Origin of the sequence: Sphingobacterium sp. JUb20, from assembly GCF_004342035.1 — a bacterium.
Taxonomy (GTDB): Bacteria; Bacteroidota; Bacteroidia; order Sphingobacteriales; family Sphingobacteriaceae; genus Sphingobacterium; species Sphingobacterium anhuiense.
This window is the reverse complement of sequence record NZ_SLYV01000011.1, coordinates 226,373-245,526: the sequence shown is the minus strand read 5'-3', so window position 1 is coordinate 245,526 and position 19,154 is coordinate 226,373. Positions and strand designations below refer to the sequence as shown.

Sequence of the window (19,154 nt, the reverse complement as noted above, 5' to 3'; positions counted from 1 at the left end):
TTCTTACTATAATAAAAACTCATTTTTCCCGCTTTTATTGCAAAGCAGTAAAACAAAAATCCGGACGAATGTACCAAATTTTTGTTTTACTTTATATTTTTTTGAGAAAATACTTTAAATTATTACAATATGTAGTGTATAATAAACAATGTGATCGCGCCAAGCAATGCAGAGACAGGAATAGTTAATACCCAGGCCCATAATAAACTAATGGTAACCCCCCATCTTACTGCCGAAACTCTTTTAACAATACCTACCCCGATAATTGAACCGGTGATGGTATGCGTAGTAGAAGCTGGAATACCGAAGTGTTCAGTAAGTCCTAAAGTCAAGGCACCTGCAGTTTCTGCTGCTACACCTTCCAGAGGAGTCACTTTCGTAATTTTAGTACCCATTGTTTTTACAATTTTCCAACCACCACTCATTGTTCCCAATGAAATTGCTAGATAACATGTTAATGGAATCCACTCAGGCATATGCTCTGTGTTTGGTAAATAACCTCCTGCAACCATAGCTACTAAGATGATACCCATTACTTTTTGCGCATCATTACCACCATGAGCAAAACTTAATGCCGCAGAAGAAACAAGTTGTAATACTTTAAACCATTTCTCTGCCACTGCAGGTCGTGAGTTTTTGGCAATGTTAATAATGACAAGGGTGATGATAATGGATATGATCATCCCAATAATGGGGGCGAGGACAATAAATGCAATGATTTTTAATGTTGCATCAATATTAATCGCATGGATTGGATCTCCACCTACAATGAAAGCATAAGCCATACCTGAACCTGCAAATCCACCAATAAGCGTGTGAGAAGAGCTGGATGGTACACCATAGTACCAAGTGAAAAGGTTCCAACCTATTGCGGCTAGTAAACCAGCAAAAATAACTTCTAATGTAATATATTCTTCTAATACAGTTTTTGCAACCGTATTGGCCACTTTATGGTCGGTAAAGTAAAAGTAAGCTGCGAAGTTGAAAATCGCGGCCCACAATACTGCCATAAAGGGGGTTAGTACTTTTGTTGAAACAACTGTAGCAATTGAGTTGGCCGCATCATGAAAACCATTAATGTAGTCAAAAGCAATCGCTAGTATAATTACAACAATTAATAATGTTGACATCATAATATGAATGTGTTAATATGCTAAATTCGCAATTATGCGTTTTTAACCAAGATGCTTTCTAATACATTTGCTACGTCTTCACATTTGTCTGTAGCGTCTTCCATTGCAGATAATACTTCTTTGTGTTTAATTAAAGTAATCGCATCTTTTTCGAATTCGAATAAGTCAGCTACCGCTTTGTCAAATATATAATCAGCTTTATTTTCAACACTGTTGATACGAACACAAGAATCTGTGATGTTACGAATATTTTTTAAATCTTTTAATTCAAAAATTGCTTTTGCAACATGGTCAGTAGCCTCAACGATCAGATCCGCCATTTCTATCATGGGTTCAGTTGCTTTTTGAACCTTGTATAGATCCATTTTATTAGAAGCACCATTAATGAAATCAGCAACGTCGTCTAGTGAGCTTGCTAATGCGTGGATATCCTCACGGTCAAAAGGAGTGATAAAATTTTTACCTAATTCTAAGTGTATTTGGTGTGTGATGTTGTCACCTTTATGTTCTAAATCTTCGATTTTGCGAACGATTTCTTTACGTTTTTCCGCGTCACTAGCGTTAACGGCTTCTTTAAGTAGCTTAGACATTTCTATCAAATTACTACCTGCTTGTTCAAATAAAGGGAAAAACTTTTTATCCTTAGGAACGAAATACTGAAAAATGCTATTTAAAGACATATCATTATTAATTATTTTTTGCGAAATTACTAAGTTAATGTTAAGTTAATGTTAAGTTTTGAGGAATGTTAAGTTGCGTTTTGTTAACATTAGATCTGCGAAACTTTTTCTAAAGTAAACCCAAATGTTGTACCTATACCTTCTGTACTTCTTACATTTACATTTTGCTGATGGGCTTCAATAATGTGTTTAACAATGGATAAACCAAGGCCAGAGCCACCTATTCCCCTAGATCTACTTTTATCGATTCTATAAAATCGTTCGAAAACACGGCTTAGATTTTTCTCTTCAATTCCATAGCCATCATCTGTTATCTCCACCAAAACTTGTTCAAATAGCGGGAATATCCTGATTTGGCTTTTGCCCCCGTTCTTACCATATTTAATGGAATTCTCAATTAAATTGACAAGTACTTGACTAATCTTATGCTTGTCGGCTTTCACCCAGTAGGGAGTACCAGGTTTAGTTTTTAGTTGAATCTCTATATTATGTGCTTTTGCTTTGTCATCCAGAGATTCTTTTGTCTCTTTAATAAGTTCTACGATATCAAATTTTTCGATATTTAAAACCATTTTACCAGATTCAAGTTTTGAGATTTCGTCTAAATCTTGAATGAGGTAATTCAAACGATCTACATTTTTAGATGCTTTGTTTAGAAATGTCTTAGCCATCTCGATATCCTCTTCCATCAGCCCATCCTGTAATGTTTCTATATATCCTTGTATGGAGAATAAGGGAGTTTTAAACTCGTGTGACACATTTGACAAAAATTCTCTTCGAAACTTCTCCTGTGATCTAAGTTGTTCTATTTCTATTTTCTTTGCTTTTGCCCATGCCTTGACCTCATTTTCAGCATCTCCTATAGGATCTGCTGTAACATGTTCACCCAATGCGTCCTTTAGATCCTTACCTAATTTTAGGTTATGAATCAGTTTGTACATGGTATTGATCCTTTTATAAATATAGCGTTCAAATACAAAGTTGAACATGAGAAAACTGATCAGCGTAGAAACGGCGAAAATAATGAGGAATGATTTCCAGTCCGAATGATAGTAAAAACTAACAGCAGAAATAGCTAATCCTACGGCTAATGAACAATTTAAAACAAGCTGTCTAAAATTCATGTATGTAATAAAAAAGGCTTTAGTAAAAATACCAAAGCCTAAGTTAGTGATTCCTTTATTAATAAATTGTTATAATTTTCCTATGATTGTTTTACCTCCCACTACTTTATCGCCAATATTGACATCGATCTGTGTTCCCAAAGGAAGGAATAAATCTACGCGAGATCCGAATTTAATAAAGCCAAATTCCGAACCTTGCGTTACATGATCATTTTCTTTTACATACCAAACAATACGACGGGCAAGTGCTCCTGCGATTTGTCTAAAAAGAACTTCTACGCCATTAGCGTTTTTAACAACTACAGTTGTTCTTTCATTGTCTGTTGAAGATTTTGGATGCCAAGCGACTAAAAACTTTCCTGGATGGTATTTGAAATAGCTGACCATGCCAGAAATCGGGTTACGATTCACGTGTACATTTATAGGTGACATGAAGATGGAAACCTGTAATCTTCTGTCATGAAAATATTCGTTCTCTTCTGTTTCCTCTATCACAACAACTTTCCCATCTGCAGGACATAAGATCGTTCCTTCCTGTACAACGATTTGTTTTGTTGGACTACGGAAAAATTGAACAATCGTAATAAAAAGAAATGCTGAAAGGATGTAAATAATCCATTTAATAACTTCAGGAGCATCATAATAGTCCGCGATTGCGTTAGCAATAAATATCACTAAAACAGTAATTGCCAGACTTGTATATCCTTCTTTGTGAAATTTCATGTCTATAAGTTTTTTGCAAATATAATCAAATAGTCCTATTGTCCTTTTTCTCGATGAATTATTATCGGTAGGACTATATTTTTTCCTTCCGAATTCTTGTACATTTTACCTGTCACTGTAAGGATATCAGCTATTGGTTTACCATTTTCTAATGAAGGATAATAGAAGCTGATATCCACAATTAATTGTTCTAGTATATGATTAAGATTTTCAGAGGATGTCTTTTTTATAAAATCTACTTTTGAAGGATTCCCTTCTTTATCTAATTTAGTTTTGTATTCAAAACTATCTTCTGTAAAGTTTTCTGCATTGATTCGGATCAATGAATTTGTTAATTCTTTACTAATGAACATATTGAAATTGGAAAAATCGTCAAAGTTACATGCTTTGAATGTAAGAAATTCTCCTCTAGCAAAAACATCATAAGGAATAATTCCAAATTTACTATGTCGGTAATTATTGTCCAAAAAGTAATCCTCTCCGATTAGTAGATTGCCGTTTTGATATTTTTCCAATGCAATTAATGTCTGCTTACCTCCCTTATCATGACCTAAAATTTGCCAATTTCCTTCTTGTTTACCATTTTTTATTTTTCCCTTTCCAAGATAATATTCGAAACCATATTGATTGTAGCCTTCAAATGGTATGGAAAAGGAGTAGTTTCCTTCCCCGTTTTTTACTTTCTGTGTTCCATCTGGAAGCCAAAAATCCTGAATTAAGATAACGCTATCGGTATACAAAAGTTTCATCGCCACTTTATCACTTGGGTAACGATGTATAACGTCACCCATCGGCATATCATTTTTAAATGTCGCATCCCATTTCACGATTCCATTTGGATGATATGCTTTAAAAATACCTTCTTTACTTCCGTTAATATAGGATCCCTCTAGAATTAAACGACCATTGTTATTAAAGTCTTTAAATGCACCGTCAAATTTTTGCGTCTTCGGATTTAATGTAGCAACACGTTCTATGGATTTAAACTCACAAGATTTGTCAGCTAAATAATAATTCTTATCAAAATAGAATCGGAACATATTGCTATCTAATTTTTCGTAATAGATAGCTTTATCTTGTCCAAAGGCAAAATTTAGCAACAAAATCAAGGATGATAATATGAACAGAAATTTTTTCATAATTCTTGTTTACAAAATGTTATTAATGCGCTTCCAGCCAGTTTTTACCTTGTCCAATCTCTACTACCAGTGGAATTTCTGTCTTAATCGCGGTCGTCATTTTTGTTTGAATGATTTCTTTGAAAATTTCTACCTCATTTTCTGGGACATCAAATACAAGCTCATCATGTACCTGCATAATCATCTTACCGGATAATCCCTGCTCGGCAATCTCTTTCTGGATTCCAAGCATGGCTATTTTAATTAAATCTGCTGCCGATCCCTGAATAGGAGCATTAATGGCATTTCGTTCAGCAAAGCCCCTAACAGTCATATTGGCCGAGTTGATATCTCTTAAATAACGTCTTCTTTTGAGGATTGTTTCGACATATCCATTTTCTTTTGCAAAGTCTAAAACTTCGCTCATGTATTTTTTTATACCGGCATATTGACTAAAGTACTGATCAATAATTTCTGCCGCTTCTTTACGGGGAATAGCAAGACTTTGGGATAGCCCAAATGCAGATTGACCATAGATAATACCAAAATTTACGGCTTTTGCATTTCTACGTTGATCTGATGTTACCTCCTCTAGCTCTAAACCATAAACTCTGGCTGCTGTGGCGCGGTGAATGTCATGACCGGAAGTAAATGCTTCCATCATATTTGGATCTTTACTCAACTCTGCAATGAGACGCAGTTCAATTTGAGAATAATCGGCAGAAAGTATAACATTATTTTCATGACGCGGAATAAATGCTTTTCTAACCTCACGGCCTCTTTCTGTGCGAATCGGAATATTTTGCAAGTTGGGGTTCGTTGAACTTAAACGGCCAGTCGCAGCGACAGCTTGATTGTATGAAGTATGAATTAAACCGGTGTCGGGGTTGATCAAACCAGGGAGTGCATCTACATAGGTCGATTTTAGTTTTTGTAACTGCCTGAAACTTAATATATCTTGTACGATATCTGATTTATAAGCTAAAGCCAATAAAACGTCTTCGCCTGTTTTATATTGACCTGTTTTGGTCTTTTTCGCTTTTGGATCTAATTTTAATTTATCAAAAAGTACTTCTCCAAGTTGTTTTGGTGAAGCGATATTGAAATTCACACCTGCTTTTTCATAGATAGTCTCTTCCAATTGTCGAATATCTATTTCAAGATTTTGTGAGAACTGTTGTAATGCATCGGTATCGATCCGAACACCGTTACGTTCTATTTCTGATAAAACATATACTAATGGAAATTCGACCTCATTTGCTAAATTTAGCGTATTTGTTTCCTCCAGTAGTGGTTTGAAAATTTCTTTGAGCTGTAAGGTGATATCCGCATCTTCAGCAGCGTATTCCTTGATGATCTCAAGCTCAACATCGCGCATATTGCCTTGTTTTTTTCCTTTACTTCCAATTAGTTCGGTAATAGAAAGGGGCTTGTAATTAAGATAATTTTCGGCAAGTACATCCATACCGTGTCTGGTGTCCGGATCGATTAAATAGTGAGCAAGCATCGTATCGAAAATAGGACCTTTTACTCCTACCTGATATCTCGCTAGTAGCAAGATGTCGTATTTGATGTTTTGACCTATTTTCTCTATTTGTTCATTTTCTAAAACAGGTTTAAAAATATTGATCACATCCTGCGCTTGGTCACGATCTGCAGGGGTTGGCACATAATATGCCTTTCCTTTTTCAAAAGCAAAAGAAAGACCTACAATAGCAGCTAAATTAGCATCTAAACCTGTTGATTCAGTATCAAAACAGAAGCTAGAAAGTGTTGCGAGTTGTTCTGCTAGTGCTTCTTGCTCCTCTTTGGTATTCACTAAAATATAATCATGTGGAGTGTTCTCAAGGCTATTGACTGGCCCTGAGTACGGTACTTCTTCTTCTATATCGGCCTGTTGTGGTAATGAAAATAAATCCATTTGACCATTTGTATTTTTTGAACTGTCGGTAACACTATTGTTCTCTCCAAAAACACGTTTACCAATTGTTCTAAACTCTAGTTCGTTGAATAAGGGTTCTAGTATTTCCTTATTAGGTTCTTCTATTAATAAATTTTCTTCTTCAAGTTCCACCGGAACATCCAGTAGGATAGTGGCTAATTTTTTTGAAATCAAACCTTGTTCAGCATAGTTTTCAACGTTTTCACGTTGTTTGCCTTTCAATTTATCTGCATTTGCAATGATATTTTCCATTGAGCCAAATTCTTGGATCAATTTTTTAGCTGTTTTTTCACCGATACCCGGTATTCCTGGTATATTGTCAACAGCATCACCCCAAAGACCTAATATATCGATCACCTGATTGACGTCAGCTATTTCCCATTTTTCAAGAATTTCTTTTACCCCCTGTATTTCAGCACCATTACCCATACGGGCAGGTTTGTAAATAAAGATATTTTCAGACACAAGCTGTCCAAAATCTTTATCTGGCGTCATACAGTAAACTGTGAAGCCTTTTTTTTCTGCTTTTTTTGCAAGTGTTCCGATGATATCATCGGCCTCGTAACCGTCCTTCGTAATAATAGGAATATTAAAACCGGTGATTAATTTGAAGATATAGGGGATTGATGCTGAAAGATCTTCTGGCATCTTTTCGCGGTGTGCCTTGTACGATTCAAATTCGATATGACGTGCTGTGGGTGCCTCAGTATCAAAGACTACTGCTAAATGAGATGGTTTCTGATTTTTTAATATTTCTAACAAAGTGTTAGTAAATCCCATTATCGCACCGGTATTTAAACCATTAGAGGTAATACGAGGTGTTTTGTTTAATGCAAAATAGGCTCTGTAAATCAGGGCCATTCCATCTAGAAGAAATAGTTTTTTCACGAATGCTAATTTTAAGGTAACTCTTACAAAGATAATAAAAACGATAAACCTTAAGTTTAATAAATTTTTACGATTTTTGTAAGATGATATATGCACAAAAGGAACTTATATGAGAGGATTAGTAACCAAATCTACGGGTAGTTGGTATCAGGTGCTGGGTGAGGATGGACAACGTTATGACTGTCGTATAAAAGGGAAATTTCGTACCAAAGGTATTAAAAGTACTAACCCTGTTGCTGTTGGAGATTGGGTGCATTTTGAAGTGGAACCGGATCTTGAAAGTGCTGTTATCAATGAATTGGAACCAAGACGTAACTATATTATCCGTAAATCTGTCAACCTTTCGAAGCAAACACAGATTATTGGTGCGAATCTGGATCAAGCCTTTTTAGTTGTAACATTGGCTTCTCCTCCTACTTCTCTTGGTTTTATCGATCGTTTCTTAGTTACTACAGAAGCATATGGTATTCCTGCTGTTTTGATTTTCAATAAGTTGGATTTGTTCAGTGATGAGGGACTAGCTATTTTACAGGACTATAAGAGTATCTATGAGCGTATCGGTTATCCATGCTACGAAGTTTCAGCGTTGAACGGCGTGAATATAGATCAATTAAAGGAATTGCTTAAAGATAAAACCACTTTAATTTCTGGACATTCGGGAGTAGGAAAATCTACATTACTGAATTCAATTGTTCCAGAGTACGCCGTTAAGACAGGTGATATTTCAGACTGGTCTGATAAAGGAAAGCATACCACAACTTTTGCAGAGATGTATGACCTTCCTTTTGGTGGAAAATTAATCGATACTCCTGGGATACGTGAGTTAGGAATTGTCGATATCGAAAAGCAGGAATTATCACATTTCTTTCCAGAAATGCGAGCGCTAATGAACCAATGTCGATTTGACAATTGTAGACATGTGAATGAACCTGGTTGTGTTGTTATAGAAGCTGTAGAAGAGGGAGAAATCGAATCCTCTCGTTATGATAGTTATTTAAGTATCTACCATAACGAGAACAATCGGATGTAAATGTATTATTTACTGGCTATAAAGTCTCTTAAATAAGTACATTCATGGACCGCAGTTTGGTAAAATGCAGTCTTACTGTATTGTGATTTTAATTGATGAAAGTATTTATTATGTAATGAGAACTGGTAAAATGGGTTTTCACTACTATTTTCATAGTATGTCCATCTCATGTCGTCTTTTAATTCGAAGTCTTTCTGTTCGCACTTTGCTAGCATAAAGGTACACTTGGCTTTAAAGTCCAGGCTTGTAGCCAAATCTCGAGCTTTTAGGTACCACTCTTTTGCAGTTTTTGCCTGTTTGTAGTTTCTTTCCCAATACCTGTCTGGTTTGGCATTGTTGTCATATGATGACCAGCTGTACGATACTAAGGACCAGGCATTACCATAGGTGCTTGTTTGATATATGCCATTAGCCATATGAAAATAGTAATCGGCTTTTTTACCATTGTTTTTTTCATCCTTTATTAATGTTTGGTACTTGAGCATACGAGCTGCATATTCAAGCTTTGTCATACTTGATTGTCCAATCTTTTTAGGATAATCATTGATCGTAACGATGAATGGATTTGGAGCAATTGTTTCTTCCGCATACCAATTGCTGTATTCTTTTGATTTATAGGTTCCTGGTAATTTCTTGAACGTTTTTACGGCATTTGTAAAGTCTAATTCTCTTAAATATGCTGTCCCGATCAATTCAGTTAAATAATTACTGTTTACTTTTTTGATATCTTCAAGTAGAAACTGGACCATTTTCGGCTGTTTTTCAGGAGACTGTATGTACCTTTGAACTTGTACTAAGGTCTTAGGAGTTAAATCTTCTTGCCAAAATCGAATGGTACTGTATTGCATGTTATTTTCAAGTGTGTCATTAACGTATCCGTTGTTATAAAAAATATCTCCCTTTACTGCAGCTAAACTTGCCAGTGCGGTATCTCCTTTAATAAGGTATTGGTTAACAACGATATTTTGTATGATGTTTTTTGAAATAAGACTGTAAGAACCATTCTCAAAAGAACTCCATGAATTATTGCTTTCCATGTTTTTTTCCTTCTTTGCTTTTTCCTGCAACCACTTCAGTGTTGCAATCAGCTGGTTTTCATCTAAGGATTTTTCTTTTTCCCAATCTGTCAATAAGGTTAACATTTCTGTAATGCGTAACTGATCTTTCAGATTTTCATTTAAAGATTTGGGCTCTACCATCTTCAAGTATTTTTTTGCGAGATCATTTTCGGCATTGAGCCAACTCAAGTAGGCCGCTGTAACTAAGCCTAATTGTGGTTGAATATATTTTTTATCCTTGTACATGGTTAGCGCAAACTCTCGAATGTTTTGGAGGTGCTTTTGAATTTCTCCTTTGTTTTCATCATGATACCACTGCGATATATTATGACCTAATGTATGGTCTTTAATGAAGAAATTTTCTATTTTGTTAACCTCCCGTGTGAGGAGTACGGCATTTATAGTATTAGCAGGATCCAGCTTATAACAGTTTTCGAGATATTCAATAGTACTATTTGGGTTATTGAAACCAATGATTGCATTGATATTGAATTTGTCTGCTTTAGTTTTGGTATAGGCAAAAATTTCAGCATCAGTTGCTTGTATATAATGAAAATTGTTGTACGCGAGTACTCTTCTTTCGGGCGATATTGTAAATACACTAGAAAATAAAAAGGCAGCTTTTGCAGGTTCACCATTTTTCCTTACAGCACCTGCATAATTGGATAATGCCCAACCTAATACGGGAGATTTCAGTTTTGACCGAGAGATGTATTTATCATAAACGGTGATGCTTTTTTCATATTCTTTAGCAAAAAGAAATAATCTTGCCGCTTGATATGCGTAACGTAACCACAAGAAACTATTGTTCTTATGAGCCGAAATTTTACTTTCTGCCTCAAGCGCAAATTGCTTTATTTCATCAAAATTACGCTCATCAGGACTCCAAGGGTCTTGCGCAATATTGGTGACAGGTTCTTGTTCTTTTGTAAAGTAAAAGTAAGCGAGTTCCTTTTTATTTTTAGGAAGAAATAGACTTTGAATAAATGTGTTATTTCGAAGTGAATCTGGAAGATTATCCAGGGTTGCTGTATTCTTTAAAACCTGTATTGTTTCCGGGTTTGATTGGTACATGACTGCGTATAGATCATTTGGTTTCACATTTTTTCCTAAATGATTTACCCAGTCTGTAACATTTACAGACGCTTCCAGTACAGGTTCCTGTTCTGTATAGAGAAATTGATAGGGAATAAACTGAAAAGCGGAATAGCTATTATCTTCCAGGTTTGGCAGGAAATAGGTCTGTTGATTGTCATAAGGGTCTATTTCGGGACCACATGCGATATTAATCGCAATTTCACTGAAATAGAGCATAAATGTAGCGCTAAAAAGCAGCAATAACTTCTTGTAAATCTGCATAATTATAGTTCGATAAAACTTCTGGAGCCAAATGGTAGAAGATGATTCTTTTCTCTTTTCCTTGAAGTTCTTTATTTAAAAATTTGGCGGTTGCTATTAACTGTTCCTTCGTTATAAATTCATGACGGATCACATCTCCCTTTTTTAGATTCGCTTTTTGTAAGTCCTGGTTCAGAATAAATAATTCCGTCTTTGGATTTCTTGTAAAGAGTGATTTATCATCCAAATCGCTCTTGTCGATATACTTAGAAATACCAATATATTGATGATCGCGAAAGGCTACATACCAATCGAATAGGGGTAAAGCAATATCTAATTCTAAAGGATATTCTTTAAGAGTTCCACTCAGGTAAGTTGTTAAATCTTGCTGATTTAAAATAGAATTATGATCTCCAAATTGTCTTAAATTTCCCATATTATAGCACATCAGTGTTGCTCTTTTTACAGGAGGTATACCACTGGACTGAATATTTTTAACTTGATGAAGCCTTAATGTCGTGGTTATCGTCACTTCATTTAATTCAGGTATCTTTTGTAGGTATTCTAACAGATAGAAAAATTTATCACGGGAGCTTTTGGTCCAGTCGCAATCAATCTGTAATTCTTTAAAGTCTTCTTTTCCAGATTGTTTAACCTTTTCAGATACAAAAGGTATCATTTTATGAGCAATTCCTCTAATCTGGAGACTATCTAATTCTGTAAATATTCTTTGGTTGATAAATACAACAGGCACAAGTGCTTGGTTTGATGGAAGAGTTTGTTCAAAAGAAATTGGAGAGATGGGAACGGGCTCAATACCCCCTTCATTAAAATCAATATCCATTATACGAACAAATAATGTATTTGATTTTAGATCTTGTATCATCTTTTGTGATAAGGTGTCGGACTTATAGTTTGTCTTCCAATAATAAAAGCCTACTGAGGGTTCTTTTTTTTGACAGGAAATGTGTAATATTATACTAAGCGAGATACAGAAGAACAGTTTTATTTTATATGGTGTCATGAATTTGGGACCAAGTGAAAGAATCGTTACTAATCTACTTTTATTGAAAATCAAACAAAAGTATTAATAAGTTGTTTTGTATAAGATAAAAATAACCAAATAAATTTACTAAAAGAGGAGCGCGTTTTACATGAAGGCTGTTTGGAAATGGATAATCGGTATTTTCGTAATACTGTTGATTGTGCTTGGTGGGGTTGTTTGGTACTTTAGTGTGCATTGGAAGCCAATTGTTGACCAAAAATTCAGAGAAATAGTGCTCGCATCGACCGATAGTTTGTACACGGTTGATTATGATGACTTGGATATTAATCTTGCTTTAGGAAATGTAACGATAAGCAATCTGGTTTTACGCTCGGACAGCAATGTTTATGCGCGACTAGAAGGAATAAATAAAGCTCCTGATAATCGTTTTCAAATCGAAGTCGCCAAATTAAAATTTCGTAATTTCTCTATACGGGATATGCTGCTGAATAAAGAGCTTTATCTAAAGAATGTCGTTTTAGATACCCCAAGTGTCCATATGATCAATAAGTATCATTCTTATAATGATACAGCATCTACAGAAAAGAGTAAACCCTTATACGATAAAATAAAGAATACCCTTAAAAGAATCCGCATAACCGGAATCGATTTGAATAAGGTCAATTTTAAATATTCGCAGATTCAAAAAAGCATCTACCAAGATTTTGAGATCAAGAAAGTCAATATACAGATTCAGGATGTTTTGGTCGACTCAACATCAATTTCCGATGCGACACGTTTCTATCATACCAAAATGGTTGATATAGAGGTTCCTGCATTTACTTATAAAACTCCTGATGGATTTTATAAGGTTGATTTTGATCAACTAAAAATCAATACCAGGGATCGTAATATCATGTTGACGAAGGTGGCTTACCAACCTATTTTGGGTAAGTCGGCCTATTATAAGGCAAAGGGTAAAGGAGGTAGCTATGTTGTCATGAAATTCGACACGGTCCGTTTTGAATCTTTTGATTTTAATAGTTTGTTGCGTAATAAGAAGATCTATGCCGCAAAAGCGCAACTGAAAAATGGGCTCCTGGATATTTATTCGGACAAGCATTATAAATCAACACCTGTAAATAAAGTTGGAAGATCTCCGCATCAAGCATTAATGCATATGAAAACGCAATTAGCAATAGATACGGTATTGGTGCAAAATGCTGATATAAGCTATTCGGAGTTAAGCGATAAATACAACCAGGTCGGGAAGATTACCTTTGATAAGAGTTATGCGACCATTAGTAACATGACCAATGATGTTTCAAGTCTGGCCAAAAATAAGTGGATGCGTGTTGATGTTCTGACAAAAGTGATGAATAGCGGGCGTTTACATGTTTTATTCGGATTTGATATGACATCGAAAACAGGTTTTCATACGTATAAAGGAACAGTAGGAGCAATGCAGGCACCTGCCTTTAATAAAATTTTAAAACCGCTTTTAAATGTAGAATTAGCCTCTGGAAATATCAAAAAAATAGCTTTTGATATGGAAGCAACCGATCACAGAAATTGGGGAAAGTTTAATTTTGATTATGATGATCTAAAAATCACCATTTTAGAAAAGAAAGAAGATGGAACTGTTAAAAGAAAAGGTTTTATCTCTTTACTGGTGAATGAACTTTTGGTTAACGGTAGTAATCCAAACCTTTCTGGAGAATATATTATTGGAAAGGTTAATTGGCATAGGCATGCTGACCATACTTTTTTTAAGACCCTTTGGCAAAGTCTATTGGATGGAATAAAGCAATGTGTGGGGCTTAGCAAGGAGCGGGAAGCTAAATTAATGCGTACTGCTGACCGCGCACAACATACGGTAGAGAAAGCCAATACCGTTGTTGGTAAAACGAAAAGCTTCGTATCGAAGCTTTTTAAGAAGAAAAAAGGTGACGAAGAAAGCAAAGTCGCCGAATAAAAAAGAGGGTTTCACGTGAAATATGATCATCGGGTCAGGAACTTCTGTTTTTCCTAAGTTATCAGTATGTTTGTGACAGATGGGGTCAATATTGAGTTTTTTAAAATTCGTTTTTAAGTATAAGAATGGCATTGTAGATCAAATCATGTTTTATGTCAGCATGATCTGTGCTTTTGCTGTTATTTTCAATGTAGGCTATGTAAGGGATCCAGATCTTGCAAACCTACTCGATCATATCATCAATGCGATGTTCTATGTTTTGTTCATCATGACGGGACTTCGTACAGCTTCTTCTATTTTTGCGTTGAAAAGAGTTGAAGTAGAACATTATTCGGGGCTGGTGATCCTAAGCTATTTTGCTTTAATTATAATAGCGCGATTTGCAAGTGTCCCCGCGGTTGATCTTTTCGGTAAAGATCAGTGGATCTATCTGGGTATTTATCTGGTGTTTATTGCAGAGCTTTCCAAGAGTACCTTGTTTTTTGATAACTTCTATTTTAATCCTACGATTTTATTTGTTATCAGTTTTTTTGCATTGATTCTTATCGGTACTGTTTTGTTGATGTTGCCCCGAACAACAATAGAAGCCCCTTTGAGTTTTATTGATGCATTATTTATGGCGACAAGTGCTGTATGTATTACGGGACTATCGGTGACAGATATTTCAACTAACTTTTCGCTCTTTGGACAAACAATTATTCTGGTGTTGATCCAGATTGGTGGATTGGGAATTATGACTTTTACCGGTTTTTTCGGATACTTCTTTTCAGGTGGTTTTTCGTTCAAGAATCAATTGATGTTTGGCGAAATTCTTGGTGAAAATAAAGTGGGATCGGTGGTTAAAACACTTCTCACGATAATTTTTATTACATTATTATTTGAACTTCTCGGTGCTTTATTAATCTTTAGCACGCTAGATGCAGCTCTTTTTCCTTCTCTGGGAAATCAGGTGTTTTTCGCTATTTTTCATTCTGTATCTTCTTTTTGTAATGCTGGTTTTTCGATCCTAACGGATGGAATCACCAATGATGGCTATAAATTTAATTACAACTTCCAATTGGCTCTGTCTGTATTATTTATACTAGGTGGATTGGGTTTTGGGATCGTACTGAATATTTATTCCTATGTAAAAGATTCTTGTATTTACTGGTATCATCGGTTGGTGACGAAGAAGAATTATAAGCATAAAGCTTGGAACTTCAGTTTTAATTCAAAATTAGTGCTCGCGTGTAATGCGGTTGTCGTTGTGTTGGCAACAGTATTCTTTTTTCTGTTAGAGCGAAACACGACTCTTTCTTTGGAACAGGGGCAGATGGGCGAATGGATCACCTCATTTTTTATGGCTAATGCTTCGCGTTCGGCTGGATTTAATAGTGTTGATCTCTCATTTGTATCCATGCCCACAGTCCTGTTAATTATTCTACTCATGTGGGTAGGAGCATCTCCTGGTTCCACAGGTGGTGGTGTTAAAGTTACGACCATTGCGGTGTCTATAATGAATATCATTGCTTTGGCAAGAGGAAAGGAGCATATTGAACTTTTTAAAAGACGGATCGCAGGCGAATCTGTACATAAAGCATTTGCCATTATTTTATTGTCGCTATTTACGATCGGTGTGAGTTTTATGCTGCTGGTTTTTTCAGATCCTGATAAGAGTTTTAAAGCATTGTTATTTGAGGCAGTATCTGCTTATACAACCTGTGGGCTGAGCTTGGGAATTACACCATCTTTGAGTGTTGCAGGTAAATTTATTGTAATGATGACGATGTTTGTCGGTCGTGTCGGTACGTTGACATTATTGGTGGCTTTTATTAAAAATATAACACGAAGAAATTACACTTTTCCAGAGGAAAAGATACTCTATTAATCGAATTTGTATGAAATATATCGTTTTAGGACTAGGGCATTTTGGACGATCACTTGCAGTTCATTTGACAGAATTGGGGCATGAGGTGATCGGGGCGGATAAAAGTCTGATTATTGTTGAGCAATTAAAAGATAAAGTAACACATACGGTTTGTCTGGATACTACAGACCGGGAGGCAGTATCATCTTTACCGCTTAAGGACTGCCATGCAGTTATTATTGCTATTGGAGAGGATGAAGGAGCTTCATTGCTAACAGTAGCTTTAATGAAACAATTAAAAGTAAAGCGAATCATAGGAAGAATTGTTTCGGACCTTCAGAAAACAGTGCTTGAAGCAATGGAAATCGCCGAATACATTATGCCAGAGGAAGAGGCTGCAGAAAGGCTAGCGATGCGTTTGGACAATATTGATATTGTAGATTCATTCAAAGTATCTGAAAAATACAGTATTATTGAGACAAAAGTTCCATCAAAATATGTTGGAATGACCCTTCGTGAAGCTAACCTAACTAATCTTTTTAAAGTGATTGTCATGACAACACTCAAGATAACCGAGGTAAAAGATAGCATCAAAAAGAAAGAAATTAAGGAGGCTTCGGGTATAGCGACTTCGGAAACATTATTGGAAGAAGGGGATATATTGGTTCTTTTTGGTGAATTGTCCAATATTAATAAGCTTATCCAAAAAGGGGAATAGGAGAAATAAGTCTTGGGTTTGGAAAATAATATAAATTGTAAAATCAAATGTATATTTTTGGTTTTCGTAAGTTTTAATAACCTAATAATATAAATGAAAAATTGGTTTAAGGAAAATTCAGCACATCTTATCGTGATAGCGATTTTTGTAGCGCTTGTATTCTTTTATTTTACTCCAGTGTGGCAAGGGCAGACTTTGGCACAAAGTGATGTTGTGCAGGCTCAAGCTGCACAGAAGGAAATGTTCGATTATAAAGCTCAAGATGGAAAAGCTCCGTTGTGGACAAATTCAATGTTTGGTGGCATGCCCACTTATCAAATCTGGTCTGCAAGTGAAAATAATATTGGAACCTATATCTTAGCGGCGGTCAAAACCGTTTTTCCACAACCCATTGATATCGTTTTATTTTATTTATTGGGGGGGTATTTCTTATTGAGTGTATTACGTGTTCGACCATGGCTAGCCGCTTTAGGTGCTATTGCTATTGCGTTTACATCTTATAATTTTATTTATATCGAAGCTGGACACGTCACAAAAGCGTATGCTATTGCTTTTATTCCTGCTGTCATAGGAGCGGTGATCATGTGCTTTAGAGGGAGCAGAGTTTGGGGCCCTGTTCTGTTGGCCTTATTTATGGCTCTTGAGATCCGTGTCAACCATTTGCAAATGACCTATTATATGCTTATCGCATTGATGGTTTATGTAATCTTTGCCTTGGTATACGCCATTCGTGATAAAAAGATCAAGGAGTTTTTTATTGCTTCGGGTTTACAGTTGGCTGCAGTAATTGTCGCTATTTTAGTGAATGCTTCTATTTTAATTCCGACTTATGAGTACAGTAAATTAAGTACACGTGGTCACGCCAATATTACTAAAGTGGATGCCTCGAAAGAAAAGGGATTAGATAAACAATATGCTTACGAATGGAGCCAAGGTGTAGGAGAAACATTGACATTTTTGATTCCGAATGCGTATGGAGGTGGTCAGAGAGGTATTTTGGATGAAAAGTCTAATGTCGCAAAGTTTTTGCAGTCTACTTTTGGGGCACAAATGAGTAGTGCTCAAGCTGCAGAATTTGCAGGTGGAATGCCTGTTTATTGGGGAGACAAACCTTTTACATCTGGCCCCTGGTATTTTGGAGCAGGTGTATTGTTTCTTTTCATTTTAGGTCTATTTATTGTTAACAATAGACTAAAATGGTGGATTCTTACAACAACTGTCCTTATTTTATTGCTGTCGTTTGGAAAGAATTTTACATTGGTTTCAGACTTATTCTTTGACTACTTCCCGATGTACAATAAGTTCAGAGCGGTCGAGTCGATATTGGTTATCGCGGCAATCTTGATTCCATTGATGGCGGTGTTAACGTTAAACGAGTTGATCACAAAGGCTGATAAAATCGAAAAATTGGATAAAAAAGTACTGTATACTTTTATTGGATTAGGGGGTATTTGTTTGCTTGTTGCTTTTGTTCCCGATCTATTTTTAAATTTTAAAAATAAAGAACACGCACAGCTTGTTGAGACTTTCACCCAGAAAGTTGTTGGTGATCCAACAATAGCAAATCAGTTGGCAAATAGTTTAATAAAAGATCGTTCAGCAGTGGCCAGTGCAGATGCTTATCGTTCTTTTGCCATCGTTTTGATTACCTTTTTAGCGGTATGGTTTTTTATTAAGAAGAAGCTTTCTGCAAATGTTTTGATTATTGGATTGGCGGTTGTTTTTCTGTTTGATCTCTGGAGTGTCGATAAGCGCTTTTTAAACGACAAATCTTTTGTAGAGAAACGCATGGTAACAGGTCAGGCTTTTCAAGAGCGAGAGGTAGATCAATTGATTCGTATGGACAAGGATTTGAGTTACCGTGTCATTGATTTAACCACAAATCCATTTTCAGATGCCCGTGCGTCATATTATCATAAATCTTTAGGTGGTTACCATGCTGCGAAATTGATGCGGTTTCAGGAGATTTTGGAAAACCAATTTAATGGAGCTATAAACGAAGACGTGTTGGATATGTTTAATGTCCGTTATGTCATTACAGGAGATGAACAAAAGGGGCAACGGATACAACGTAGAAGTTCTGCTGCTGGAAATGCCTGGTTTGTTGATCAAGTAACATTTGTTAAAGACAATGCGCAAGAGATGCAGGCGATCGGTAGTTTCAGTCCTTCAAAAGAGGCTTTTGTTAGTGAAGAATTTAAAGATAAATTTGACGGTAAACGTTTAGGTTTGCCCGTTAATGCATCTATAAAGCTGACTTCTTACCATCCTGATAAAATGGTTTATGAATATTCTACTCCTACAGATGCATTTGCTGTATTCTCTGAGGTGTATTATGAAAAAGGCTGGAAGGCTTTTGTTGACGGTAAAGAGGTGCCAATTATACGTGCTGACTATATTCTGAGAGCATTACAATTACCAGGTGGGAATCATAAGGTCGAGTTTATTTTCGATCCGGCATCTCATAAGCTCGGTAATATATTGACATTAATTGCGTCTATAATTTTAGGATTAGGGATTGCTGTCGCAATTTATTTTTCAATCAAAAAGAATAAAAAAGCAACAATCTAAAAAGATTGTTGCTAAAAATATTTTT

Annotated in this window: 13 protein-coding genes; 5 read left to right on the top strand and 8 right to left on the bottom strand. The window is 35.7% G+C overall.

The annotated features are described in order from the left end of the window. Positions 1–122 precede the first annotated feature (122 nt). The 6 genes from EDF66_RS19280 to polA all read right to left on the bottom strand — a co-directional run bounded on the left by EDF66_RS19280 (position 123) and on the right by polA (position 7,608). Positions 123–1,133: an inorganic phosphate transporter gene (locus tag EDF66_RS19280; protein ID WP_132770020.1), complete on the bottom strand. Its 1,011-nt coding sequence runs from the start codon at positions 1,131–1,133 to the stop codon at positions 123–125. A gap of 32 nt (positions 1,134–1,165) precedes the next feature. Further along, positions 1,166–1,813 carry a DUF47 domain-containing protein gene (locus EDF66_RS19275; RefSeq protein WP_021190730.1) on the bottom strand — a complete coding sequence of 216 codons (648 nt, stop codon included), beginning with the start codon at positions 1,811–1,813 and terminating at the stop codon, positions 1,166–1,168. 89 nt (positions 1,814–1,902) lie between these two features. After that, positions 1,903–2,937 carry a sensor histidine kinase gene (locus tag EDF66_RS19270; protein ID WP_132844402.1) on the bottom strand — a complete coding sequence of 345 codons (1,035 nt, stop codon included), beginning with the start codon at positions 2,935–2,937 and terminating at the stop codon, positions 1,903–1,905. Between the two features lie 69 nt (positions 2,938–3,006). Further along, complete coding sequence (locus EDF66_RS19265) at positions 3,007–3,660, bottom strand: phosphatidylserine decarboxylase family protein (RefSeq protein ID WP_132844400.1); 654 nt, start codon at positions 3,658–3,660, stop codon at positions 3,007–3,009. A gap of 35 nt (positions 3,661–3,695) precedes the next feature. After that, a complete protein-coding gene (locus EDF66_RS19260) occupies positions 3,696–4,799 on the bottom strand; it encodes a toxin-antitoxin system YwqK family antitoxin (RefSeq protein WP_132844398.1) in 1,104 nt (367 codons plus the stop codon). A 22-nt stretch (positions 4,800–4,821) separates the two neighbouring features. Beyond that, complete coding sequence (gene polA / locus EDF66_RS19255) at positions 4,822–7,608, bottom strand: DNA polymerase I (protein ID WP_132844396.1); 2,787 nt, start codon at positions 7,606–7,608, stop codon at positions 4,822–4,824. Positions 7,609–7,717: 109 nt separating this feature from the next. On the opposite strand from polA, the gene rsgA reads away from it, so the two are divergent. Then, the gene (gene rsgA / locus EDF66_RS19250) at positions 7,718–8,638 is read left to right on the top strand and encodes a ribosome small subunit-dependent GTPase A (protein ID WP_132844394.1); all 921 of its coding nucleotides are present in this window, start codon (positions 7,718–7,720) and stop codon (positions 8,636–8,638) included. 5 nt (positions 8,639–8,643) lie between these two features. Here the strand turns inward: rsgA and EDF66_RS19245 are convergent, their stop codons facing one another. After that, positions 8,644–11,055, bottom strand: a complete 2,412-nt coding sequence (locus EDF66_RS19245) for a hypothetical protein (protein ID WP_132844392.1) — start codon at positions 11,053–11,055, stop codon at positions 8,644–8,646. Next, complete coding sequence (locus EDF66_RS19240; protein ID WP_243656093.1) at positions 11,021–11,920, bottom strand: hypothetical protein; 900 nt, start codon at positions 11,918–11,920, stop codon at positions 11,021–11,023. The genes EDF66_RS19245 and EDF66_RS19240 overlap by 35 nt, the downstream gene beginning before the upstream one ends. 268 nt (positions 11,921–12,188) lie before the next feature. Here EDF66_RS19240 and EDF66_RS19235 point away from each other — a divergent pair, with 268 nt between their 5' ends. From EDF66_RS19235 to EDF66_RS19220, 4 genes are all read left to right on the top strand, one after another. Continuing rightward, on the top strand, positions 12,189–13,994 hold the full coding sequence (locus EDF66_RS19235; protein WP_132844389.1) for a hypothetical protein: 1,806 nt from the start codon (positions 12,189–12,191) through the stop codon (positions 13,992–13,994). 79 nt (positions 13,995–14,073) lie between these two features. Continuing rightward, on the top strand, positions 14,074–15,861 hold the full coding sequence (locus tag EDF66_RS19230; protein WP_243656092.1) for a TrkH family potassium uptake protein: 1,788 nt from the start codon (positions 14,074–14,076) through the stop codon (positions 15,859–15,861). Positions 15,862–15,871: 10 nt separating this feature from the next. Then, positions 15,872–16,558: a potassium channel family protein gene (locus EDF66_RS19225; protein WP_132770008.1), complete on the top strand. Its 687-nt coding sequence runs from the start codon at positions 15,872–15,874 to the stop codon at positions 16,556–16,558. Positions 16,559–16,651: 93 nt separating this feature from the next. Continuing rightward, a complete protein-coding gene (locus EDF66_RS19220; RefSeq protein WP_132844387.1) occupies positions 16,652–19,129 on the top strand; it encodes a YfhO family protein in 2,478 nt (825 codons plus the stop codon). Positions 19,130–19,154 lie beyond the last annotated feature (25 nt).

Bases quoted from the DNA above. Each gene is read 5' to 3' on its own strand.
- EDF66_RS19280 (WP_132770020.1), bottom strand. From the start codon at position 1,133: ATGATGTCAACATTATTAATTGTTGTAATTATACTAGCGATTGCTTTT.
- EDF66_RS19275 (WP_021190730.1), bottom strand. From the start codon at position 1,813: ATGTCTTTAAATAGCATTTTTCAGTATTTCGTTCCTAAGGATAAAAAG.
- EDF66_RS19270 (WP_132844402.1), bottom strand. From the start codon at position 2,937: ATGAATTTTAGACAGCTTGTTTTAAATTGTTCATTAGCCGTAGGATTA.
- EDF66_RS19265 (WP_132844400.1), bottom strand. From the start codon at position 3,660: ATGAAATTTCACAAAGAAGGATATACAAGTCTGGCAATTACTGTTTTA.
- EDF66_RS19260 (WP_132844398.1), bottom strand. From the start codon at position 4,799: ATGAAAAAATTTCTGTTCATATTATCATCCTTGATTTTGTTGCTAAAT.
- rsgA (WP_132844394.1), top strand. From the start codon at position 7,718: ATGAGAGGATTAGTAACCAAATCTACGGGTAGTTGGTATCAGGTGCTG.
- EDF66_RS19245 (WP_132844392.1), bottom strand. From the start codon at position 11,055: ATGCAGATTTACAAGAAGTTATTGCTGCTTTTTAGCGCTACATTTATG.
- EDF66_RS19240 (WP_243656093.1), bottom strand. From the start codon at position 11,920: ATGATACAAGATCTAAAATCAAATACATTATTTGTTCGTATAATGGAT.
- EDF66_RS19235 (WP_132844389.1), top strand. From the start codon at position 12,189: ATGAAGGCTGTTTGGAAATGGATAATCGGTATTTTCGTAATACTGTTG.
- EDF66_RS19230 (WP_243656092.1), top strand. From the start codon at position 14,074: ATGGGGTCAATATTGAGTTTTTTAAAATTCGTTTTTAAGTATAAGAAT.
- EDF66_RS19225 (WP_132770008.1), top strand. From the start codon at position 15,872: ATGAAATATATCGTTTTAGGACTAGGGCATTTTGGACGATCACTTGCA.
- EDF66_RS19220 (WP_132844387.1), top strand. From the start codon at position 16,652: ATGAAAAATTGGTTTAAGGAAAATTCAGCACATCTTATCGTGATAGCG.